Consider the following 21,684-nt stretch of genomic DNA (forward strand, 5'->3'; position numbering starts at 1 on the left):
TATGTAGCCCCTTTTGATGTCAGGCTGCCGGAGGAAGGAGAAACCGAGGAAAACTGCCGCAATGTAGTACAGCCGGACATCAGCGTCATCTGTGACCGTACCAAACTGGATGATAAAGGCTGTCTGGGGGCTCCGGACTGGATTATTGAGGTGGTTTCCCCCTCCCATACCTCCCATGATTATGTGCGCAAGTTGAATCTTTATGAACGATTCGGAGTTCGTGAGTACTGGATCGTCAACCCTGATTCCCGCCATATCCTGGTGTATCGCCTGGGAGAGCAAGGAGGTTATGGGGCCCCAATCGTGATCCGGGAAGGGGAAATCGCCCAACCTGGCTTGTTCCCGGAATTGAGCATTGATACCCGGGAACTGTTTGCGGATTAATTCAGAAAAAACAATTGCTAAGAAGGAAATACCACGGGGAGCGAAAAGGTTTAAGGCAGTTGCCTCCTTTCGCTTTTTTTTATATTATACCAGATATAAGGAATAAATAAGGAGCAGTAAGATGAAACTGGATGAGCTATTTATCGAAAAGGTTATGAAGAAAGTAAATAATTATTTATTACGGTATGAACCGGAAAAAGCCTTGCGTTTACTGGACCGTGAGCTAAAAAAACATCCTCAGGCCTGGCCGCTGGCAATGAAGAAGGCAATTATTCTTTTCGAGGAGGGGGAAATGGCAGAGGCTGAACAGCTGTTGCTTACAACCAGGGAGCAGTATCCCGAATTGCCGGTGGTCTATTTCTGGCTGGCGCGCCTGGCGCTGGAACAGATGCAACTGGAAAAGGCTCTGCAGTACTGTCAGACCTTGCTGGAGCTGGAACCTTTTGATGCGGTCAACTATGTACTGCGGGCAGAGGTTTACGAACTGCTAGAGCGAAACCAGGAGGCGGAAGGGGATTATACTAAGGCGTTGGAGCTAGAGGAAAAGACTGACCTCTACTACCGACGCAGTTATGTCCGTTTCTTGCAAAAAGATTTTGAGGGAGCTCTGGCTGACCTGGAAGAGGCCCGGCAGGCAGCCCTGACTGATGAAGAAAAAAGCCGGGTGGAATTTGGTACGGGTGTGGTTCTGGCGGGAATGGGCCACTATGATGCGGCAGAACGGGCCTTCAACCTGGCCCTGGAGCTTTACCCCGATTATTTTGCCGCCCATGAGCAACGGGCTTTTTGCCGGCTGGAACTGGAAGACTGGGAGGGGGCACTGGAGGATAGTGAATGGCTGCTGGCAAGAAGGCCGGATGAGGACCGTTTCTGGTGGTTGAAAGGCCTGGCGTTATACCGGCTGGGACGAGTGGAGGATGCTTTGCTGGCTGCGGAAAATTATCTGCAGCAACATCCGGAGGATCCGGCGGCCTATTTCAACTTGGGCCTGATGTACGAAGAGCTGGGAGAACTGAAACAGGCAACAGAATTTTACTCCCTGGCCCTTGAGCTGGACCCTGGCTATGCTGAGGCCTATTTGCGCCGGGCCTGGAGTAATTATCAGCAGCTGGAACTGGAGAAAGCCCGAACAGATTTGCTCTGGTGGGTTTATACTGCTTTTTCCGATAGTGACCTTACCACCATGCGGGCGAGGCTGGCAGAGGCCCCTGGTTTTGATGAAGAGTTTCTGAACTCAGTGAGTGAACAGCTGGAAATGGGGCCGCCACAGGATAAAAGCTTTTTATGCTGATGGCGAAATTTGCTGCAATTTTTGGCAAGGATATCCTGCAACGGTGTCGAATACCCCTGGTGTACAGAGTTAAAACTTTGGAGGCCGATTTGGCCCTGGCAGCGGCAGGAGGTCTCAACAATCCGTTGCTGGCGCGCTATCGACGCTATATAGTCGAACATGCCTTATTTTCCGGGCGGCCAGTACTGGGGCTGATCACCCTGGGTACTCCGCCCTCGCCCCCCTTGCTACTCCAACTCAATGTTTTCTTCTCTGCTGGCAATAAATTGGCCAGTTGGTAATGTGAACAAAATCTGATATAATGTCCATAAAGGCCGCCCATGTAATACTGAGGGGGGAAGGACTATGCCAACCAGAATGAGGTTAACAGATATTAACTTGTTGGAAGTCCTGAGTTCGCCGGAGTATGCCCGGTACTTGAAAGAGTTTCGGGAACAACGGTTTTCTAAAAAGGCAATACTTTTTTCGCCGAACGACGAGAAAAATCTGGTGTTTTTGGTGAAATCGGGAAAAATCAGGGTTTACCTGGCTTATGAGGATAAAGAATTTACCCTGTCCATTTTGGAGGCGGGTGATATATACAGTACACATACCCGGGCTTTTACCCAGGCAATGGAAGACACAACTATACTGGTTACTGATGTCCGTAATTTTAAAAAGATTATTGCCGAGTTTCCTGCTTTTGGTTTAAATATGGTTAATGTGCTGGGGGATTTGCTGAAAAACTCAATTACGATAATTAATGGTTTGGTTTTTAAAGACACCCATCTAAGATTGGCGGAATTTTTGGTTCAAGCTGCGAAGGACAGAGGCGTGACGGTAGAACAAGGAATCAAGTTAGAGCTGGGCTTAACTACTGAAGAAATTGCTCTGGTTCTGGGGGCTACCCGTCAAACGGTTTCAGTTCTTTTAAATGACCTGAGAAAATCGGGTATTTTAGAAAAATTGAGTCGGCGAACTATTTTGATTAAAGACTTGAAAAGATTACAGGAAATATCTTCAGGTTTCTAATGAGGGAGCGAAAATGCTATTTCGCTCTTTTTTTTATGCAATGTGTTGCGATACCGCAAAAAAGCATGGCTGAATTTTTTTGAAAACTGTCGGCTACCCGACAGATTTTTTTTAATTCTTCGCTAAAGTAAAAATAGCATAAATTTTTTGAAAGTTCATTGAAAGGAGGCTAAAAATATGAGCAAAACTGTTCACAACGTAGAAGAGTTAAGTCTGGACACCGGGGTTCAGGAAATGTTGCTTAAAGCCCGGGAAGATGGTGTGGAGACTGCTTTTGACCGAAGTGAGGCGATGGGTGCTCGTTGTAAATTTGGGCTATTAGGGGTTTGTTGTAAACGCTGTCTGGAGGGACCCTGCCGAATTGTTCCCGGAGGCAAGGGACCTCAGGCGGGAGTTTGTGGGGCAACGGCTGATGCTATAGTTGCACGGAATTTCTTGACCCTGGTTACTGAGGGAGCGGCTCCCCATATAGAGCATGCCAGAGAGGTAGCATTAACCCTGCTGGAAACTGCTGAAGGAAAGGCGCCCTATAGTATCAGCAACCCTGATAAACTGCTGGATATTGCCGCCAGGTTAGGTCTGACAGTTGATGGCAGGGAAATTAAGGAGGTAGCCAGGGAGGTGGCTCTTAAGGCCCTGGAAAACTTCCAGCAGCAATTTGGCGTACTCCCCTGGTTAAAAATCAAGGCTCAACCAAAGACTGTAGAAAGATGGCAGAGTTTAAATGTTTTGCCTGTTAATGCCCATCTGGAGGTAACTAATGCCGTCAACCGGCAGGCCATGGGATGTGATGCCGATCCGGTTAACCTCCTGTTAGGTGCAATACGGGTAGCCTTGACTGATGGGTATGCAGGGCTGCACCTGTCTACTGACTTGCAGGACGTCCTGTTTGGTGTCCCGGCTGTGGTCAAGTCTGAATACCGGCTAGGGGTAATTAAAGAAGATATGGTTAATATTTCCGTGCATGGCCATATACCCATGCTTTCTGAAAAAATAGTGGAATGGGCGGAAAAACTGGAAAATGAGGCCAGGGCGGTTGGAGCAAAAGGGATTAATATTTTCGGGGTCTGCTGTACAGGAAATGAAATATTGATGCGCCGGGGTGTGCCTGTGGCAACCAACTTCTCCAGTCAAGAAATGCCGATTGTTACAGGTGCGGTAGAAGCCATGGTGGTAGATATTCAGTGTATTATGCCCAGCTTACCCAGGGTGGCAAAATGTTATCATACAGAAATTATTACTACTTTACCCAGTGTTAAAATCCCGGGGGCTACTCATGTAGAATTTACCCCGGAAAATGCTGATGAGGCAGCACAAACGATTATTCGCAAAGCCATAGCTAACTTCACCAAACGGGACCCCGCGAAAATAAAAATACCTCAGGATAAAGTAGAGGCTTATGCCGGATTTTCGACGGAGCAGATTTTAGAGGCGCTGAAAAAGGTGAACCAGGAAGACCCTCTGCAACCTCTGGTGGAAAACATCAAATCTGGAAACATTCTGGGCGTAGTGGCCCTGGTAGGTTGTACCAATCCTCGAATCAAGCAGGACTGGGCCAATGTCGAAGTAGCCAAAGAGCTGTTGAAACATAATGTGCTGATTGTAGCAACAGGTTGTTCGGCCCACTCCCTGGCCAAATTTTCCTTGATGTCACCCCGGGGGCTGGAGTATTGCGGTGAAGGATTACAGCAGGTGTTAAAGGTTATTGGAAAGGCCAACGGCCTGGAAACTCTGCCGCCCGTTCTGCATATGGGTAGTTGTGTTGATAATTCCCGGGTAGATGACCTGGTAATGACGCTGGCCAACTATCTTGGAGTTGAAGCAAGGGATCTGCCTGTTGCCGGATCAAGCCCGGAAGTGCAAAGCCCCAAAGCTTTAGCCATTGGCTCCTATTTCCTGGCCCAGGGAATTGATGTGCATGTAGGGATTCAGCCTCCCATTGCCGGATCAGAGCTGGTCAGCAATATTTTGATGGGAGACAAAGACCGGCATGCTCTGACTATGGATGGTCTCTTCGGGGGAAAACTAATCTATGAAGAGGATCCGATCAAGGCCGCACACCTAATTTTAGAGAGAATCATACAAAAACGCAAAGCCTTAGGGTTACCCTGCCCGGATATAACTTAAATGTCAGGAGTTGATACCGGTGTCTGAAAAAGGGCTTAAAATTGCTATTTCCGGTAAGGGCGGGGTGGGGAAAACCACCCTGTCCGCCCTCCTCTGTCATATTTTTGCCCGCGAGGAGAAGCGGGTACTGGCTGTGGATGCGGACCCTGATGCTAATTTAGGCACAGCTTTAGGATTTCCGCCAGAGATTTTAAAAAATTTGACTGCAATCTCTGAGGATAAAGAGCTAATCAAGGAGCGTACCGGAGCCGAACCGGGCACATCGGGTCAGTTTTTTACCCTTAATCCCCGGGTTGAGGATATTCCTGAAAAATATATAGTAGAGTATGACGGCATACGGTTAATGCAAATGGGTAAAGTAGCTAAAGGGGGTTCAGGGTGTGCCTGTCCGGAGAGTGTTTTGCTTAAACATCTTCTACGTCATTTGGTATTAAAGGCTGAGGATACTGTAGTAGTTGATATGGAAGCCGGTTTGGAGCATTTAGGACGTGGTACGGCTGCGGGGGTAGATGCTTTTATTGTTGTAGTTGAACCTGGTAAACGAAGTTTCCAGACAGCACAAGCAATAGTAGCTCTGGCTCGGGACCTGGGAGTCACCAGGGTTTTTGCAGTGGCCAACAAGGTACGTCCGGAAGATGAGGCAATAATTCGGCGAGATTTGGATTTTATGCCGATTTTAGGATTTATACCTTATGACCAGGCAGTAATTGCTGCTGATTTGTCTGGTTTAAGTGTAGTGAAGCAAGCTCCCGAAATCGTAGCAAAAGCATATGAAATTAAAAATCGCTTGTTGGAAGAGCTGGGAAGAGTGTAACTTTACGCGGCCCTAAAGTGCTGATGTAATGGTCGTTAAGAGCCGACCATTCAGACGCCTTTAGAGCCTTTTTTTCTTTGTGTCATCTTAGCGACAGAAATAATGGGGTGACATTGATATACTGAAAGTGAAAAACCACACGATTTTAAGTAAAGGCTTTGGGAAGGAGGCAGAAGATGTGAATTTTGGTTCTCTATTCAGTGAGTCATCTGTGCTAGCTTTGTTTGGTGCAATCGTTATTCTGGCTGGCGAACTGATTGCGCTGAAGCAGATGAAAAACTTAATCCGATTACTGACTATCTCCAGTATTGCAGAAATCGGATATGTTCTGCTGGGACTTGGTCTTGGTACTTATGAAGGTACATCGGGAGCTCTGTTGCATCTGGAATATCAAATAGTAATGCGGGCATTGGTCTTTGTTGCTGCGGCAGCGCTAATTGCACGAGAACGATCTGACAGTATTGAAAAGCTCAAGGGTATAGGTAAGGCCATGCCGGTTACAGCAACCTTGTTCGGTTTTGGCCTGTTCTCGGTCATGGGCTTATCACCCTTTAAAGGTTCTATTAGTAAATTTTTAATAATTTATGCGGCCATTGCAAGCGGTCACTGGTTTTATGCCGCTATCGCCACATTAGGAAGTATCCTTGAGGCAATCTACTTCCTTCTCATCTTTCAGAAACTGTGTTTCGAGCAACCTGCACAGTCAGGGGCCAGTACAGAAAAAGTTAGAGAAGCTTCCCCGGTTTTGCTGGCAGCTATGCTGGTCCTGAGTGGGCTCACCGCTTTAATGGGCTTGTTACCGGAGCCTTTCATTCATAGTGTTGAGTATATGACTGCTGTATTATTAGGGAAATCAGCGCAACTACCTGCCTTTGAATCACCCTGGTCCATTTTGGTGCTCGTTCCCTATGTGGGCGGATTTATTGTTTATCTGGTCGGGCGTTTTTCAGCGGTTTTGCGCAATATCCTGGCGGTCGCCCTTACCGGTACAACGGTATACTTGACCTGGCAGGGTGGCGATTTTGACAGTCTATCCAGATTTTTCGCCCTGATTATGGCTTTTATTGGCTTCTTAGTTACGCTTTACTCTATCGGTTATTTTAAGGATAAGCCGCACACAAATCGCTACTTTTTCTTCTTATTTTTAATGATCGGCACTTTGCTTGGTTTGACAACCAGCAAGCACCTGGGGAATTTTTACGTCTACTGGGAATTAATGACCTGGACTTCTTACTTTTTGGTTATTCAGGAACAAACTGAAAAGGCGCTGCGGGCCGGTTTCAAATATTTTATCATGTGTACTTCCGGTGCTTATATTATGCATTTTGCAATTTTAACTTTGCATGTAAAGCTTGGAACCTTCGATATGGCGGCGATTTCCGCAAACTTACCTGAGTTAACTCCAAGCCTTATGCTTGCAGTTTTGGGAATGTTTATAATCGGTTTTGGTGTCAAAACAGGCCTGGTACCGCTGCATAGCTGGTTGCCTGATGCTCACCCTGTAGCACCTTCGTCTATTTCAGCACCGATGTCAGGGATTTTGACCAAAACCGGTATTTACGGACTGGTACGTATTCTCTTTGTTGTTTTTGGGGCAGGTTTGCTGACTGAGCTGGGCACTACCGGTCAATTTTCTACCATTGGATTTATAATCTCCATGCTTGGGGCCCTGACCCTTTTGTACGGTGAAATTATGGCCCTCCGGCAGACCGACATTAAAAAAATGCTGGCTTATTCCACTATGGCCCAGGTGGGCGAGATAGCAGTCACGCTGGGAATAGGCACTTATTTGAGCCTGGTTGGTGCTCTTTATCACGTTTTGAATCATGCTATTATGAAAAACCTCCTGTTCCTGGCGGTGGGTGCTTTAATTTATCGCTTGAAGAGTCAGGAAATCTCTAAGTTCAAGGGTATCGGCCGGGTAATGCCGGTAACGTCTTTGTGTTTTAGTATTGGCATTTTAGCTATCATGGGCTTGCCACCTTTCAACGGCTTTATCAGTAAATTTTTAATGCTTTACGCCAGTGTACAATCCGGCCATCTGGCAGTGGCGGGTTTAATCCTTCTGGGCAGTATTATTGGCGCTTTTTATTACCTGAAACTGGTTAGGGTTATTTTCTTTGAAAAGTACGAGGGTCCTGCTGTTAAGGAAGCTCCTATTACCATGTTGATTCCAGTTGGGATCCTAACGGGTTTGACTGTGTTTAATGGCTTGTATCCGCAAGCGGGCCTGGCTTTAGTTAAGCCGGTGGTCGATATGATTGCAGCCAAAGGACATATGGCTACAACTGCTATACCTGATGTTACCATCGCCTGGCCCCTGATGGCAGTAATTCCGATGGTAGGCGCTCTGGTTACTTACCTTTTAGGCAGACGTTCGGCCAGGGTCAGCGGCTGGTTAGCAGTTGCGACAATGGTGGCAACATTGATAACAGTTTTAACTGTCTCTTCTGGTCATGACATTTTTTCCCGGAGTTTTGCTTTACTTATCGCTTTTATTGGGGTTGTAAATTTATTCTACTCACTGGGTTATATGGTTCACGGACACGCCCAGAATCGCTTTTATGCGTTCTTCCTTTTAATGATTGGCGGCCTTCTGGGTGTGGCGGTGAGCAAAGACCTCTTCAGTTTCTTTGCTTTCTGGGAAATCATGAGCAGCTGGACTCTGTACTTTGTGATTATTCATGAGGAAACCAGGGAGGCATTACAAGAAGGATTCAAATACTTTATTTTTAATTATGCTGGAGCCAGTTTGATGTTTTTGGGACTATTAGTATTAACAGCTAGCACAGGCACCTTTGAGATGAGTGAGCTGGCCGGGCGGTTAAGTGCCTTGCCGACAGGTCTGGTGGCTTTTGGTTTAATCTTGATGTTGATCGGCTTCGCCATGAAAGCTGCTATGTTACCTTTCCGCATCGATTATCAAATGCATCCACCAACAGCACCAACACCGGTCAGTGGCTATATTTCTTCTGTGCTGTTAAAAAGTGCGCCTTTTGGGATGGTTAAATTATTTTATGTATTTGGAGGCATTTCTCTTATAAGCAAGTTAGGCCTGGCAGGCGGGATGCCGAGCCTGATGTATATAGTTGCCTGGGTAAGCGGCTTAACAATCTTAATGGCTGCGGCACTGGCTCTGCTGCAAAGTGGTATGAAACGCCTGCTTATTTATCATACGGTAAGCCAAATGGGTTATATCATCTTAGGAGTCAGCCTGGGCTCTTCTTTAGGTATGGCTGGAGGATTATTGCATTTAGTTAACCATATGCTGTTTAAGAACCTGCTGTTCTTAGTTGCCGGTGCCATTATGGTGAAAACCGGTATTGAAAACCTGGACAAGTTAGGAGGAATTGGAAGGAAAATGCCGGTAACTCTGGGGGCCTTTGCGATTGGGGCATTTTCTATTGCTGGCATTCCGCCTTTTAATGGTTTTACCTCTAAATGGATAATCTATGAAGCTGCCATGGAGAAAGGATATGTGTTTTTAGCGATATTCTCCTTGTTAGCAAGTGTTTTAACCTTAGCTTCTTTTCTTAAATTTTTACATTCTGCCTTTTTCGGACAATTACCGAAGGAGTTAGAGAATGTAACTGAAGCACCGTGGACAATGCAAATTCCTATGGTAATTCTGGCTGTTTTGTGTGTAGTTTTTGGGGTTTTCCCTGGTATACCACTTACTACCATTGCGGCCATCGAAAGCTGGTTGGGTCTAACCCCGGTTTCAGCTTCGCTCTTTGGGATTGATTCCGGGCTGGGGGCGTGGAACGCCGGAGTTATCGCTGCAGTATTGGCAATAGCCTTCATTGCAGGTGTAAGTGTCTACTTTATTGGCAACGGGAAAATCAGATATACAAAAATCTATACTTGTGGAGTAACTGATTTAACAGCCGAAGAAGTGCATGTTAATTCCCATAATCTTTATGAATCGCCCAAAGGCCTGGTTAAACAGTGCATTAAAGTTTTATACCGGATTACCGGTCTGGGTAAGGGGGTGGAATTGTGACGGATGTTGTACAACTAATCTTTAATTTGTTGCTCTTTCCCGGGGGTTTGTTTGCTATAGTCGTTGGCTTGTTCCTTATGGGAATTGACCGTAAGATTGTTGCCCGAATACAGAGGCGGGTTGGCCCCCCTATTTTCCAGCCCTTTATTGACCTGGTCAAACTAGCCAGGAAGGAGGTAGTTGTGCCGGAGACTGCGCATCTGCAGGCATTCAGGTTAGCGCCATTGCTGGGGTTTGCCGGGATGATGGTGGCCGTTACCTTGATACCTATTGCTGGCGTATATAAGGGTCTTGAGTTTTCGGGAGATTTGCTGGTTGTGCTTTATTTGCTGGCATTACCTGCCATTGCTTTGATGGTCGGTGGCTCTGCTTCCAGCTCACCCTTTGGAGCTGTAGGTTTTTCCAGGGAAATGGTCATGATGATGTCCTATGAACTGCCGTTACTGGTAGTACTGGTAACCGTTGCTTTGAAAGTTGGATTGGCAACGGGTGGAATTGCTACTTTCTCTTTAAGTGAAATTGTGAGGTACCAGCTGGAAAACGGGGCATTACTTTTTGATTACACCATGTTACCGGCTTTACTGGCTTTTCTGGTTTTCATTCCAGGTAACATGGGGGTAGTTCCCTTTGATATCCCCGAAGCAGAAACTGAAATTGTCGAAGGTCCGCTTCTGGAATATTCCGGCACTTCTTTGGCTTTATTTAAACTAACAAGTTCCTTAAAAATGGTTGTGGTACTGGGTTTAGCCATAGCCCTCTTTTTTCCGACACCTCTGGGTGAAAACATGTTGCTTAACCTGTTGTGGTATATCTTAAAATGTTTAATTTTAATGGTAATATCCATTACCGTTGTGCGTGCCAGTACAGGAAGGGTTCGAATCGACCAGGCCTTTAAATTTTATCTGAAGTATCCTACCGCACTGGCATTAATCAGCCTGGTATTAACGTTGTTACAAAGATGACAGGGAGGTGGCAGGATGAAAGAACTAATGCGAAAAGTTGCCAGAAAATCACCGTGGTTGTACCGCATAAATGCAGGATCCTGTAATGGCTGTGATGTGGAACTGGCAACCACGGCATGCATTCCCCGTTATGATGTTGAGCGCCTGGGCTGTAAGTATTGTGGGAGCCCAAAGCATGCTGACATCGTGTTGATTACCGGACCTCTTACTGCCCGGGTTAAGGAAAAGGTTTTGCGTCTTTACGATGAAATTCCTGACCCTAAAGTGACGGTAGCTATCGGTGTGTGTCCGATATCTGGAGGAGTGTTTAGAGACAGTTATGCTATTGCCGGGCCGATTGACAACTTTATTCCGGTAGATGTAAATGTGCCTGGCTGTCCTCCCAGACCCCAGGCGATTATTGATGGGATAGTTGAAGCCATCAAAATTTGGGAAACCAGGCTGTAAAGGAGAGTCACCCATGGCTTCTTTTTTAAAAATAGCTATTCGCAATTTGTTCAAGAAACCGTCTACTGACCCTTATCCCTTTGGTGAAACTTTTGTTCCCAAGGGACTGAGAGGTAAAGCCCAGTATAATGCCAGGGCCTGTGTGGCCTGTAGAATGTGTGAGTACGTTTGCGCAGGGGGAGCAATCCAAATCAGGGAAGTGGCCGATAAAAGCGGCCTGGAGTTCATACTCTGGCATAATACATGTACCTTTTGCGGCCTTTGCGAACATTACTGCCCTACTAAAGCAATTCGCTTAACTGAAGATTATCATACAACTCACAGGCAAGAGGACAAATACAGATATGTGGAAAAAGGCTTCATTAAATATGTAAATTGTGCCCGGTGTGATACACCGATGGTGCCGATAGCCCCTGAGCTATTTAATGTAGCTTTTGAACAAGTTAACACGGATATTGAAAAATTAAGGCATTTATGCCCCAAATGCCGCCAGGAACGGGCCCTTCGCTGAGAAGAGGAGGAAACAGGATGAAGCGGGATATTCAGGAGGAATTTGCAGAAAAATTAGCCCGGGTAGTGGGTGATGGATTCTCCTTGCGCTGGGAAACAGATTCTAAGGGAGTGGTTACTGGTTGGTGCAGGCTCCGTGACCACCGCCATATTACAAACGTGGCTTTGATAGTGGCAAGCCTGGGCGGCCGGGTAATTACTATTACAGCTTATAAAACTAAAGATGCTCAACAGAGAGATGGGCATGAAATCGCCTACCATTTTGATCTGGATGGTTGTACTTGTACAGTTACGATTGAAATACCCCGTGATAGTGGTAAAGTCAATTCCATTACTCCGATATTAAAAAGTGCTGATTGGACGGAACGCGAATTGCAAGAATTATATGGTATTGAAGTGGTCGGTCATCCCAATCCCAGGAGATTGTTCCTCGATGAAACTATTGATGAAGGAATAATGGATAAATTGATTCCTTTATCAGTTGCTATGAATGGAGCAACCAGTAAAACTTTGTGGGAAAAGGTCCTTGCAGCTATTTCCCAGGAGGGGGATATTAAATGAGCACTTATACAATCCCCGTAGGCCCGCTGCATGTGGCGCTGGAAGAACCGATGTATTTCCGGGTACAGGTTGAAGGAGAGACTATCGTGGGCCTGGATATAACGGCAGGGCATGTGCATCGCGGTATGGAATATTTGGTAATGAAGCGAAATATTTACCAAAATCTAACTTTAATTGAACGTGTTTGTTCCCTCTGTTCCAACAACCATCCCTTTACCTACTGTATGGCCCTTGAAAAAATTGCCGGTATCAAAATTCCGGAAAGAGCTGAATATCTAAGGGTTATTGCTGATGAAATAAAGAGAATAGCTTCTAACTTGTTTAATGCTGCTATGCTGGCTCATATCATAGGCTTTGATTCATTATTTATGCATGTCATGGAGTTACGGGAGATAGTCCAGGATGCTAAAGAGACTGTTTATGGCAATCGGATGGATTTGGCCGCAAATTGCATTGGCGGCGTAAAATATGACCTCTCCGATGAAAAGATTAAATATCTGAAGCAGCAATTAGATAAGTTGAAAAAGCCACTGGAAGAAATTATTGACATCTATATGAACAATAAGTTTGTGCGCGCTCGGACTGAAGGAGTAGGGATTTTACCTAAAGAGGAAGCCATTCGCTATGGCGTGGTTGGTCCTGTAGCCAGAGGGTCCGGGATAGATTATGATGTGCGGGTCAAGAGTCCTTATGCTGCTTATGACAAGATTAAATTTAATGTTGCTGTCGAGAATGGTTGTGATGTTAGAGCAAGAGCCATAGTCAGGTTGAGGGAAATTCAGGAAGCTATCAATATCATGGAACAATGTCTAAAAGAATTGCCTGACGGTCCAACTTGTATAGATTATTTGCCGGAGATACCTGCCGGGGAAGCTGTAGCCAAGTCAGAAGCGCCGCGGGGAGAATTGATTTATTATCTCCGCACAAACGGCTCTGATATGCCGGAACGGATTAAATGGCGGGTGCCTACTTATATGAACTGGGAAGCGCTCAATGTGATGATGCCAGGAAATAAGGTCTCTGACATATCGCTTATTATTTGCAGTATTGATCCCTGTATCTCCTGTACCGAAAGATAATGAAAGGATGCGGCGCCATGCATGAGATGGCGATAGTGGATAGTCTTTTCCAGATTATCAATGTCAAGGTAAAAGAGCATCAAATTAGAAAAGTCTTAAAAGTGAAACTTAAGGTTGGCGAGATGACAGCGGTGGAAGATCTGACTTTAACTGCCTGTTTTGAGGCTTATGCTCAAAACACCGTTGTCGAGGGCGCGGAGCTGGTTATTGAGCGGGTGCCCCTGCAGGGAAAATGTCGGCAGTGTACCAGTGTGTTCCGGGTTTCCAATTACAATTTCCAGTGCCCGCAATGTGAGAGCAGATTTGTAGAGATCGTTGCCGGAAGGGAGTTGTACATTGAGGACCTGGAAGTAGAAAAATAGCTCAAACGGAAAGGAGGTGAACCTCGATGGCGAGAGCTAAAGAGAATTTCTTTATTTACGCCGATCCCCAAAAGTGTCTGGGTTGCAAGAATTGTGAGATTGCCTGTGCTGTGGCTCATGCAGGTTGTGATCTACAAACTGCCGTAACCCAGGGCTTGCAATTACAGCCAAGAAACTCGGTGGTTCAAGTTGAGGACATGGTTATGCCCATTCAATGCAGACAATGTGAAGACGCGCCTTGTGCCCACGCCTGCCCTACCGGAGCAATCTACGAAGAGGATAGGTTTGTTAAAATTAATGAAAGTAATTGTATTGGCTGTAAAGTGTGCACTATGGTTTGCCCCTTTGGAGCTATTATTGTAGCTAAAGACATAACAGATGAAGGTACTCACAGAACCCAAAAAGGTAAAGCCAGGAAATGTGATCTTTGTTTTAGCAGGACGCAGGATAGCGATGAATTTGCCTGCGCCTGTGTAGAGGCCTGTCCTACCAAAGCAATCATGCTGGTAGATTACGAAAGTTATCGTAAGAAACTTATTGAAGACAGAGGAAAGGAACTGGTAAGGGCTCATGCTCATTCAAAGAACCATGGCCTAATGCGGAAATAAGCAGGGGGAGAGATTATGAGTAAGATGAAAAATACCATAGATCCTGCTGTCAACTATTTGCTACCTTTAGCAAAAAAGGCGGGAGTTGAAACTGTTTGGGATCGTTTTGCAGTTATGAAGCCCCAATGTGGTTTCGGAGAGCTGGGCGTCTGCTGCCGCATTTGCTGGAAGGGACCGTGTCGTATCGATCCTTTTGGCAATGGTCCCCAGAGAGGTGTTTGTGGGGCTGATGCCCACACCATAGTGGCACGCAACCTGGCTAGAATGATGGCTGCAGGTGCTGCTTCCCATTCCGATCACGGTCGCCACATCGCCTTAACTTTATTAGAAGTTGGCGAAGGACATGCACCTGCGTACCGGATTAAAGACGAGCAAAAGTTAAGAAATATAGCGGAAAAATTAAACCTGGCACCGGCAGGCAAAGATATACGGCAAATAGCAAAAGAAGTGGCTCAGGCTTCCCTGGATGATTATTCGCGGCAAAAGCGCAGCATACCCTGTAACTGGGCCAAAGTGACCATGACAGCTGAACGGGTGGAAAAACTGGTAGATCTGGAGGTTATGCCCCATAACATTGATGCTGTTATCGCTGAGATTATGGCCCGAACTCATGTGGGTTGTGATGCCGATGCAGCCAACATTTTGCTCGGCGGATTAAAGGGAGCACTGGCTGATTATACCGGTATGTGTTTGTCAACTGAGCTGTCTGATGTCCTATTTGGTACCCCTGAACCGGTAGTTACTCAGGCCAACCTTGGCGTGCTGAAGGAAGATGCTGTTAACATTGCGGTTCACGGTCATAACCCGTTACTTAGTGAAATTATTTGTGATGTCGCGTTGAAAATGAATGAAGAAGCTAAGAAAGCCGGGGCCAAAGACGGTATTAACATAGTGGGTATTTGTTGTACGGGTAATGAGGTGATGATGCGACGGGGGATTCCGCTGGCTACTAACTATCTATCCCAGGAAATGGCCATAGTTACAGGCGCTGTAGATGCGATGGTCGTAGATGTGCAGTGCATTATGCCTGCTCTTACCAGTGTAGCGGAGTGTTTCCATACTGAAGTAATCACCACTATGCCTGTAAATAAAATCACTGGCGCCACTCACATAGAGTTTCGGGAAGAATCGGCTGTGGAAAGCGCCAGGAAAATCGTAGAAGTGGCAATTGAGGCCTTTAAAAGACGGGATAAGCGCAAGGTCAACATTCCTGACTACAAGCAAACAGCCATTGCCGGTTTCAGTGCCGAGGCAATTCTAGCGGCCTTAAGCAAGCTAGATGCCAAAGACCCGTTAAAGCCATTGATAGATAATATCGTTAACGGTAATATTCAAGGAATTGCGTTGTTTGCAGGATGTAACAATCCTAAGGCGATCCAGGACAATAACTTTATCACCATTGCGAAAGAGCTGGCGAAAAATAACGTCCTGATGCTGGCTACTGGTTGTGGAGCCGGTACCTTTGCTAAAACCGGTTTAATGACTCAGGAGGCAACCGAGGCTTATGCCGGTGAATCCTTGAAAGCTGTACTCACTGCTATTGGCAAGGCAGCCGGATTAAACGGACCTTTGCCTTTAGTACTGCATATGGGATCTTGTGTAGATAATTCCAGGGCCGTTAATGTAGCCGTAGCTATAGCTAACAAGCTGGGAGTGGATTTAGATAAACTGCCTCTTGTCGCCTCTGCTCCTGAGTTTATGTCGGAGAAGGCAGTAGCTATTGGGACCTGGGCAGTTACTCTGGGAATACCAACCCATATTGGAATAGTACCCCAGATTATGGGTTCCCCGGTAGTGGCTGAATTTTTAACTGAAAAAGCAAAAGAGTTGCTGGGTGGCTACTTTATAGTAGAAACCGATCCAGAACAAGCCGCTGCTAAACTGGTTGCCGCTATTAAGGAAAGACGTAAGGGTTTAGGGATTTAAATTTTGGTTAATGGGACAGGATTAGGGCTCTTTGGAGCTCTAATCCTGTTCTGATAGAGAGGAAGGTTAACTATGAAAATAGCAGTTACAGGTAAAGGCGGAGTAGGAAAAACTACAATTTCCGGGGTTTTAGCCAGGCTTTTTGCCGATGAAGGTTATCGGGTTTTAGCTGTAGATGCTGACCCGGACGCAAACCTTGCTTCAGCTCTGGGTATACCTGAGTCGCTTTACAAAACAATAACCCCCTTTTCTAAAATGAAAAAGTTAGCGGAAGAACGTACCGGAGCCAATGGGGGCTATGGTTCCTTTTTCATTTTAAACCCCAAAGTGGATGATTTGCCTGAGAAATATTGTCTGGAACATCAGGGTGTTAAATTACTGGTTATGGGCACTGTTGAACAGGGTGGCAGCGGTTGTGTTTGTCCGGAGCATACTTTACTTAAGCGATTAATGAAACATCTCCTGATTGAAAGAGACGAAGTGGTAATTATGGATATGGAAGCCGGAATTGAGCATCTTGGTCGGGGTACGGCTGAGTCGGTAGATGCTTTGTTAGTTGTAGTAGAACCAGGTCGGAGAAGTATTCAGACCGCTAACCAGATCAGGAAATTGGTTGAAGATCTTGGGATCAAAAAGGTCTTTGCTATAGGTAGTAAAATAGCTGATGAGGCGGATATTCGCTTTATTAAAGACAGTTTGGCTGATTTTGAGCTGCTGGGTTTTGTTTCTTTAAGTGAAGATATCAAACAGGCTGATTTGGAAGGAGTTTCTCCTTATGATATCGGTGGCACGATAGTTGAGGAAATCAGGTCAATCAAGGACCAGTTGCTGGCAAGATTGAACAGTTGAAGTCGGCCGTAATACCAGGTGAAAAAATATGACCATTATGTCGAAACTTGCTGGAATTTTTGGCAAGGAATTGCTGTAATCGTGCCGAATAAACTTCCCTGTGAGAAAAAGAGAAAAATATCACAGGGGAGGCGGGAGGGTTGACCGGAAGACTGAAGCAACTGCTGGCAGGCTGGCTGGGGCTATTGCTGACCCTGAACAGTCTGCCTTTGCTTTGGGCGGCAGAAATGCCGCGAGATATCAAGGGCCACTGGTCAGAAGCCGTTCTGCTGCGGCAGTGGGAGCGGGGGATACTCACCGGCGAACGGCAAAAGGAAGGCTTTTATCTCCGGCCCAACCGGCCGGTCAGCCGGGCGGAGCTGGTGGTGGTGCTGCTGCGTAACGGCTATGTGCTGGCGCAGCCATTAGCAAAAGAGCCGGTGTTGCCCGGGGACAGCCGGGGCCACTGGGCAGCCCCTTATCTGGCACAGGCGCAGGTTCAGGGGCTGTTAAAAGGCTATCCCGACGGCAGCTTCAAGCCTGACAGACAGGTAACCAGAGCCGAACTGGCCGTCTTGTTGGCCCGGCTGCCGGGCCTGCCTGCAAAGGAGAGCGGTGACGGTAAGAAGCTGCCACAGGATGTCCGGGGGCACTGGGCAGAGGAGGAAATCAAGCGCCTGGTGACAGCAGGCATAATCCAGGGCTATCCGGACGGCAGTTTTCAGCCGGAGCGGGCGGCCAGCCGGGCCGAAGTGGCGGTGTTGCTGGATCGCCTTTGGCCGGCCCATACACCTCCTGATCAGGATGGCGATGGCCTTAATGACGGGCTGGAGGCCCGGCTGAACACCAATGCTCAGCTTGTGGACAGTGATTTTGATGGGGTAAGGGATGGAGAAGAGGGGCAACTGGGGATAGATCCGCTGCGACCAGATAGTGATGACGATGGCCTCAGTGACCAGGAGGAAATTCTGCTGCAGACTGATCCGCGGCGACGGGATAGTAATGGCAATGGACGCAGTGATGGGGAGGAACTCTACCCGCAGACTTATTACAGGGCGGACAAGCCTCTGCAACCGGCTATTTCAGCCTTGCTGCCGGCGCCCGCGATTTACGCGCTGGCGGTCAGGGAGAAAGGGACCAAGGAGAGTTTGGCCCTGCAAAACAATCCTGCTCTGTTAGGATCGGCCCTGGAGGTTATTGCTGCCCCCAGGCGACAGGGAAGCATCACCTTGCAGGCAGATCTGGCGCTGGCAGCAGCTGGAGGGGCGGCCAATTTGCTGGTAGCTCATTACCGGCCAGAACGGGGGCAGATGGAGTATTTTTCACCCCGGATACTGGAAGATGGGCGAATCCGGGTAGAAGCTGTGGAGCTGGCAGGCACCTGGTATCTGGTAGATAGGCGGCGTCTGGGACAGGCGGTTTCCCGGGAGGAACTGAAAGAGAGGGATGTGCTGTTACTGGTGGATGCTTCCGGCTCCATGGGTACAGTGGATAAAGAAGGCTACCGGCTGGAACTGGCTGCTGACCTGGTGCAGAGATTGGGGGCTGCTGATCGAGTGGCAATAATGGCCTTTACCGAAAAAACTGAATTATTAGTACCACTGACAGTGGATAAGGCCAGGATCCGGGCTGCCCTGACCGGGATCGGCAGTGATGGGGATACTGATCTGCAGGGGGCAGTGGCAGCGGGGATAGATTACATGCTCAGGGAAGGCCGCCCGCAAGCGGAAAAATCCATTGTACTTTTTACAGAGGGACACAATACCCGACCGGAGGTATTATGGGAACTGGGTGAGAAGGCAGGTAGCAGTGGGATCAGGATTCACACCCTGGGCCTGGGCGTTGGGGTGCATGGAGTGCTGCGGGACCTGGCAGAAGCCAGTGGTGGTCAGTATCAGGATGACTGGCATGGGGAGGAACTGCTGGCTTTGTATCCCGCCGCTCCGGCAGAGGACAGGGATGGAGATGGTTTGCCTGATGGGGAAGAAAGGCAGGGCCTGTTGACCCAATACGGCCAGGTTATTTTTACCGATCCGGAGCGAGCAGATACGGATGGGGATGGCTTAACTGATGGAGAGGAAATGGGTATCAGCCAGGCCAAACCTTTCGGGTTGACAGTACAGATGGCAGTTCCAGGGTATAATATTCAGTCCAATCCTTTATTCCCGGATACAGATGGAGATGGCTTGCCGGACAAGGAGGATCCCAGGCCCCAGGTACCGGACTGGCCGATTCTGGTATTATTGCATGGTTTATTTTCTGACCGCACTATCTGGGGAATGTATAAAGACAGGGAGCATATCGCTCCTGACAGTTTCCTGGGTTACTGGCGGGAAATGGGCTATAATCTGGAGCAGGTACTTGCCTATCAGTATCCTTCAACAGAACATGTCAGCAGGGTGGCGGCCAGTCTGGCCGCAGCCTTACCAGTTGAAGAAAAAAAGCGACATCCCTATGGCAAAAGCTATTGTTATCTGCTATTAGGCCATAGTAAAGGAGGGCTGGTGGCCCGTTATGTAGTGGAGCACAGTCTGTTCCGGGGGCGACCGGTGCTGGGGCTTTTCACACTGGGAACCCCGCACTGGGGCTGGTCACTGCTGAGCGGTTTTTACAATGACCTGGCCCCGGATAGTGAATTGTTTGTTGTCCAGGAAAGAGAGCCCCTGAAGCGCATTTGTCAGCCATTGACGGGCAAGCCGCTGGGAGTACCATATATTCCGCTGGCAACTGAGTACAATTCCTGGACGGAAAAACTGGTAATAGCTGACGAGGAGGTAGCAGCTTTGAAAAAAGCCGGAGACTGGGTGGTGGGCAATACCAATGCTCTGGCGCAGGGTATTCCGGCCCGCAAGCGTTACCTCCTGCGCACTCCGGAGAAATATTATCACTGGGAAAGTCACCACAATTCTCTGGTCTGGGCCACTGTCTGGCAGGAAACAGAAAAAATTCTGGGCAGCAATTAGCTTCATGCCTGTGCATGAGGCTTCTTTTTTTGCTCATACTAATGCCAGGAGGTGAAAGGCTGTGGAAAATCGCTATCGCATTGCCTTTTTTACACTGCTGGCGGTTGTAATCATCGGGCTCTTATTGACTATTAATTTTGCCTATGGGGACAGGCCCCGCTTTTGTTCCAATTGTCATCTGATGCAGGGGGAATATCGCACCTGGGCAAGTTCGGTCCATCAAGGAGTAGGGTGTAATGACTGTCATGCTCCCCATGAGTGGCCCCGGAAATGGTGGTTTAAAAGCAAGGCTGGCCTGGGGCATATTTATCGCAATACTACGGGACAGTTTCCGGCGGTGCTGCGGGCTACTCCTCAGAGCCAGGAAGTGATTCAGGCCAATTGTATTCGCTGTCATAAAGGGACATTGCAGAAAATCAATACGGAACAGAAATGCTGGAATTGTCACCGGGGAACCCCGCATGGACAAATGCTGGAAAGGGTGAAAGAAGGATGAATTTTTCAATGCGCACTAAAGGAATAATCTTGCTGGTTTTAGCTGGCCTGGTCCTCTGGGCTGCCGGTTGTGCCGGGCCGGAGGGGCCAAAGGGACCGGAAATCAAGAAAGGTGCCATCAAGGAAGAAACCTATGATCCCTCCGAATGGGGCAAGGTCTATCCCCTGGAATATGAGACCTATCAAAAAAATAAACTGGCGGAGCGCACCAAATATGGCGGATCAGTTAAATACTCAAAATTTACTACAGAGCCGGAAATCAAGGAATTGTTCAAAGGCTATGGTTTCAGTATCGACTATAACGAGGAACGGGGACACGTATATTCACTGGAAGATATTCGTGCCACCAAACGGAAAAAACCCAGTGCCTCTTGCTGGACCTGCAAATCGGCGCAAGTACCCAAGTTAATCCGCGACATGGGGGATAAGTTTTTTACCAGTGATTTTGAGGAAGTAGGGAAGAAGATCAATGTCCCCATCAGCTGTGCTGACTGCCACGACCCGGAAACTATGAACCTGCGCATTACCCGGCCACCATTTGTGGAGGCTATGAAGGAACGGGGGATTGATGTTACCAAAGCCAACCGCCAGGCCATGCGCAATTATGTCTGTGGCCAGTGCCATGTGGAGTATTATTTCCGCAAGGATAACAAGAAAGTGGTATTTCCCTGGAAAAACGGGCTGGAACCGGAGCAAATCGAGAAATATTATGACCAGTATGAGGGGGGCCCTTTCTTCGACTGGGAGCACCCGGATTCCAAAGCCAAATTGCGAAAAGTCCAGCATCCCGAATTCGAAACTCATATGACAGGTATCCACGGTAAAGCGGGAGTGACCTGCGTGGATTGCCACATGCCCTATTTACGGGATAAGAATAAAGTCAAATATTCTTCTCACTGGTGGACCAGTCCCCTGAAAGATGTGGAGCGCTCCTGTGCCGTTTGCCACCGGGCTCAGAAACCGGAATGGTTCAAGGAAATGATTTACCGGATTCAGGACCGGACCTGGGCGTTGCAACAGCGGGCAGCTCAAACCCTGGTGGAGGCTCACCAGGCTGTAGCCGCGGCTGAAAAAGCCGGACGCCCGGCAGCTGACCTGGAAGCCGCCCGGCGCTTGATCGTGCAGGCTCAGTGGCGCTGGGACTGGGTGGCAGCGGAAAACTCCCGCGGTTTCCACAACCCTGACCAGGCGCTAACAGTCCTGGGACAGGCTATTGACCTGGCCAATCAGGCTATCAAAAAAGTTAAGTAAAAGAAGTAGCCCTGACCTGTACAAACATCGGTCAGGGCTTTATAATTTTGATAGCAAGCAAG

The 21,684-nt window shown here is 47.7% G+C and carries 19 protein-coding genes; all 19 read left to right on the top strand.

The genetic code is table 11. The features are described 5' to 3' along the window. On the top strand, window positions 1-384 hold a 384-nt coding region (locus B5D20_RS09265; RefSeq protein ID WP_143311844.1), incomplete at its 5' end, for a Uma2 family endonuclease. A gap of 121 nt (window positions 385-505) precedes the next feature. Beyond that, window positions 506-1,675 carry a tetratricopeptide repeat protein gene (locus tag B5D20_RS09270; protein ID WP_078665958.1) on the top strand — a complete coding sequence of 390 codons (1,170 nt, stop codon included), beginning with the start codon at window positions 506-508 and terminating at the stop codon, window positions 1,673-1,675. Beyond that, complete coding sequence (locus tag B5D20_RS09275; RefSeq protein ID WP_078665959.1) at window positions 1,669-1,956, top strand: hypothetical protein; 288 nt, start codon at window positions 1,669-1,671, stop codon at window positions 1,954-1,956. Before B5D20_RS09270 ends, B5D20_RS09275 begins: the two co-directional genes overlap by 7 nt. A gap of 136 nt (window positions 1,957-2,092) precedes the next feature. Then, window positions 2,093-2,686 carry a Crp/Fnr family transcriptional regulator gene (locus B5D20_RS09280; RefSeq protein ID WP_341429563.1) on the top strand — a complete coding sequence of 198 codons (594 nt, stop codon included), beginning with the start codon at window positions 2,093-2,095 and terminating at the stop codon, window positions 2,684-2,686. Window positions 2,687-2,863: 177 nt separating this feature from the next. Then, window positions 2,864-4,813: an anaerobic carbon-monoxide dehydrogenase catalytic subunit gene (cooS, locus tag B5D20_RS09285; RefSeq protein ID WP_078665961.1), complete on the top strand. Its 1,950-nt coding sequence runs from the start codon at window positions 2,864-2,866 to the stop codon at window positions 4,811-4,813. 19 nt (window positions 4,814-4,832) lie between these two features. Then, window positions 4,833-5,627 (top strand): ATP-binding protein, encoded by a 795-nt coding sequence (locus tag B5D20_RS09290; RefSeq protein ID WP_078665962.1) that lies wholly within the window; start codon window positions 4,833-4,835, stop codon window positions 5,625-5,627. 178 nt (window positions 5,628-5,805) lie between these two features. After that, window positions 5,806-9,630 carry a proton-conducting transporter transmembrane domain-containing protein gene (locus B5D20_RS09295; RefSeq protein WP_078665963.1) on the top strand — a complete coding sequence of 1,275 codons (3,825 nt, stop codon included), beginning with the start codon at window positions 5,806-5,808 and terminating at the stop codon, window positions 9,628-9,630. Continuing rightward, complete coding sequence (locus tag B5D20_RS09300; RefSeq protein ID WP_078665964.1) at window positions 9,627-10,592, top strand: respiratory chain complex I subunit 1 family protein; 966 nt, start codon at window positions 9,627-9,629, stop codon at window positions 10,590-10,592. The genes B5D20_RS09295 and B5D20_RS09300 overlap by 4 nt, the downstream gene beginning before the upstream one ends. Before the next feature lie 15 nt (window positions 10,593-10,607). Next, window positions 10,608-11,039, top strand: a complete 432-nt coding sequence (locus tag B5D20_RS09305; RefSeq protein ID WP_078665965.1) for an NADH-quinone oxidoreductase subunit B family protein — start codon at window positions 10,608-10,610, stop codon at window positions 11,037-11,039. A 13-nt stretch (window positions 11,040-11,052) separates the two neighbouring features. Next, window positions 11,053-11,550, top strand: coding sequence for a 4Fe-4S dicluster domain-containing protein (locus tag B5D20_RS09310; RefSeq protein WP_078665966.1), 498 nt, complete (start codon window positions 11,053-11,055; stop codon window positions 11,548-11,550). Window positions 11,551-11,567: 17 nt separating this feature from the next. Then, window positions 11,568-12,110: an NADH-quinone oxidoreductase subunit C gene (locus B5D20_RS09315; protein WP_078665967.1), complete on the top strand. Its 543-nt coding sequence runs from the start codon at window positions 11,568-11,570 to the stop codon at window positions 12,108-12,110. Continuing rightward, complete coding sequence (locus B5D20_RS09320; protein ID WP_078665968.1) at window positions 12,107-13,189, top strand: hydrogenase large subunit; 1,083 nt, start codon at window positions 12,107-12,109, stop codon at window positions 13,187-13,189. Before B5D20_RS09315 ends, B5D20_RS09320 begins: the two co-directional genes overlap by 4 nt. A gap of 17 nt (window positions 13,190-13,206) precedes the next feature. After that, window positions 13,207-13,551, top strand: coding sequence for a hydrogenase maturation nickel metallochaperone HypA (gene hypA, locus B5D20_RS09325; RefSeq protein ID WP_078665969.1), 345 nt, complete (start codon window positions 13,207-13,209; stop codon window positions 13,549-13,551). 26 nt (window positions 13,552-13,577) lie between these two features. Next, window positions 13,578-14,159 (top strand): 4Fe-4S dicluster domain-containing protein, encoded by a 582-nt coding sequence (locus tag B5D20_RS09330; RefSeq protein WP_078665970.1) that lies wholly within the window; start codon window positions 13,578-13,580, stop codon window positions 14,157-14,159. Between the two features lie 15 nt (window positions 14,160-14,174). Continuing rightward, entirely contained in the window at window positions 14,175-16,085 is a 1,911-nt protein-coding gene (gene cooS, locus B5D20_RS09335) for an anaerobic carbon-monoxide dehydrogenase catalytic subunit (RefSeq protein WP_078665971.1), read from the top strand. Window positions 16,086-16,157: 72 nt separating this feature from the next. Then, window positions 16,158-16,934 carry an ATP-binding protein gene (locus B5D20_RS09340; RefSeq protein ID WP_078665972.1) on the top strand — a complete coding sequence of 259 codons (777 nt, stop codon included), beginning with the start codon at window positions 16,158-16,160 and terminating at the stop codon, window positions 16,932-16,934. A 140-nt stretch (window positions 16,935-17,074) separates the two neighbouring features. Next, the gene (locus B5D20_RS09345; RefSeq protein ID WP_078665973.1) at window positions 17,075-19,876 is read left to right on the top strand and encodes an S-layer homology domain-containing protein; all 2,802 of its coding nucleotides are present in this window, start codon (window positions 17,075-17,077) and stop codon (window positions 19,874-19,876) included. Window positions 19,877-19,937: 61 nt separating this feature from the next. After that, a complete protein-coding gene (locus tag B5D20_RS09350) occupies window positions 19,938-20,372 on the top strand; it encodes a NapC/NirT family cytochrome c (protein ID WP_078665974.1) in 435 nt (144 codons plus the stop codon). Next, window positions 20,369-21,622: an ammonia-forming cytochrome c nitrite reductase subunit c552 gene (locus tag B5D20_RS09355; RefSeq protein ID WP_078665975.1), complete on the top strand. Its 1,254-nt coding sequence runs from the start codon at window positions 20,369-20,371 to the stop codon at window positions 21,620-21,622. The genes B5D20_RS09350 and B5D20_RS09355 overlap by 4 nt, the downstream gene beginning before the upstream one ends. Window positions 21,623-21,684: the final 62 nt, after the last annotated feature.

Origin of the sequence: Carboxydocella sporoproducens DSM 16521 (genome assembly GCF_900167165.1) — a bacterium.
Lineage (GTDB): Bacteria > Bacillota.

Bases quoted from the DNA above. Each gene is read 5' to 3' on its own strand.
- hypA (WP_078665969.1), top strand. From the start codon at position 13,207: ATGCATGAGATGGCGATAGTGGATAGTCTTTTCCAGATTATCAATGTC.
- B5D20_RS09310 (WP_078665966.1), top strand. From the start codon at position 11,053: ATGGCTTCTTTTTTAAAAATAGCTATTCGCAATTTGTTCAAGAAACCG.
- B5D20_RS09305 (WP_078665965.1), top strand. From the start codon at position 10,608: ATGAAAGAACTAATGCGAAAAGTTGCCAGAAAATCACCGTGGTTGTAC.
- B5D20_RS09320 (WP_078665968.1), top strand. From the start codon at position 12,107: ATGAGCACTTATACAATCCCCGTAGGCCCGCTGCATGTGGCGCTGGAA.
- cooS (WP_078665971.1), top strand. From the start codon at position 14,175: ATGAGTAAGATGAAAAATACCATAGATCCTGCTGTCAACTATTTGCTA.
- B5D20_RS09315 (WP_078665967.1), top strand. From the start codon at position 11,568: ATGAAGCGGGATATTCAGGAGGAATTTGCAGAAAAATTAGCCCGGGTA.
- B5D20_RS09355 (WP_078665975.1), top strand. From the start codon at position 20,369: ATGAATTTTTCAATGCGCACTAAAGGAATAATCTTGCTGGTTTTAGCT.
- B5D20_RS09330 (WP_078665970.1), top strand. From the start codon at position 13,578: ATGGCGAGAGCTAAAGAGAATTTCTTTATTTACGCCGATCCCCAAAAG.
- B5D20_RS09275 (WP_078665959.1), top strand. From the start codon at position 1,669: ATGCTGATGGCGAAATTTGCTGCAATTTTTGGCAAGGATATCCTGCAA.
- B5D20_RS09270 (WP_078665958.1), top strand. From the start codon at position 506: ATGAAACTGGATGAGCTATTTATCGAAAAGGTTATGAAGAAAGTAAAT.
- B5D20_RS09340 (WP_078665972.1), top strand. From the start codon at position 16,158: ATGAAAATAGCAGTTACAGGTAAAGGCGGAGTAGGAAAAACTACAATT.
- cooS (WP_078665961.1), top strand. From the start codon at position 2,864: ATGAGCAAAACTGTTCACAACGTAGAAGAGTTAAGTCTGGACACCGGG.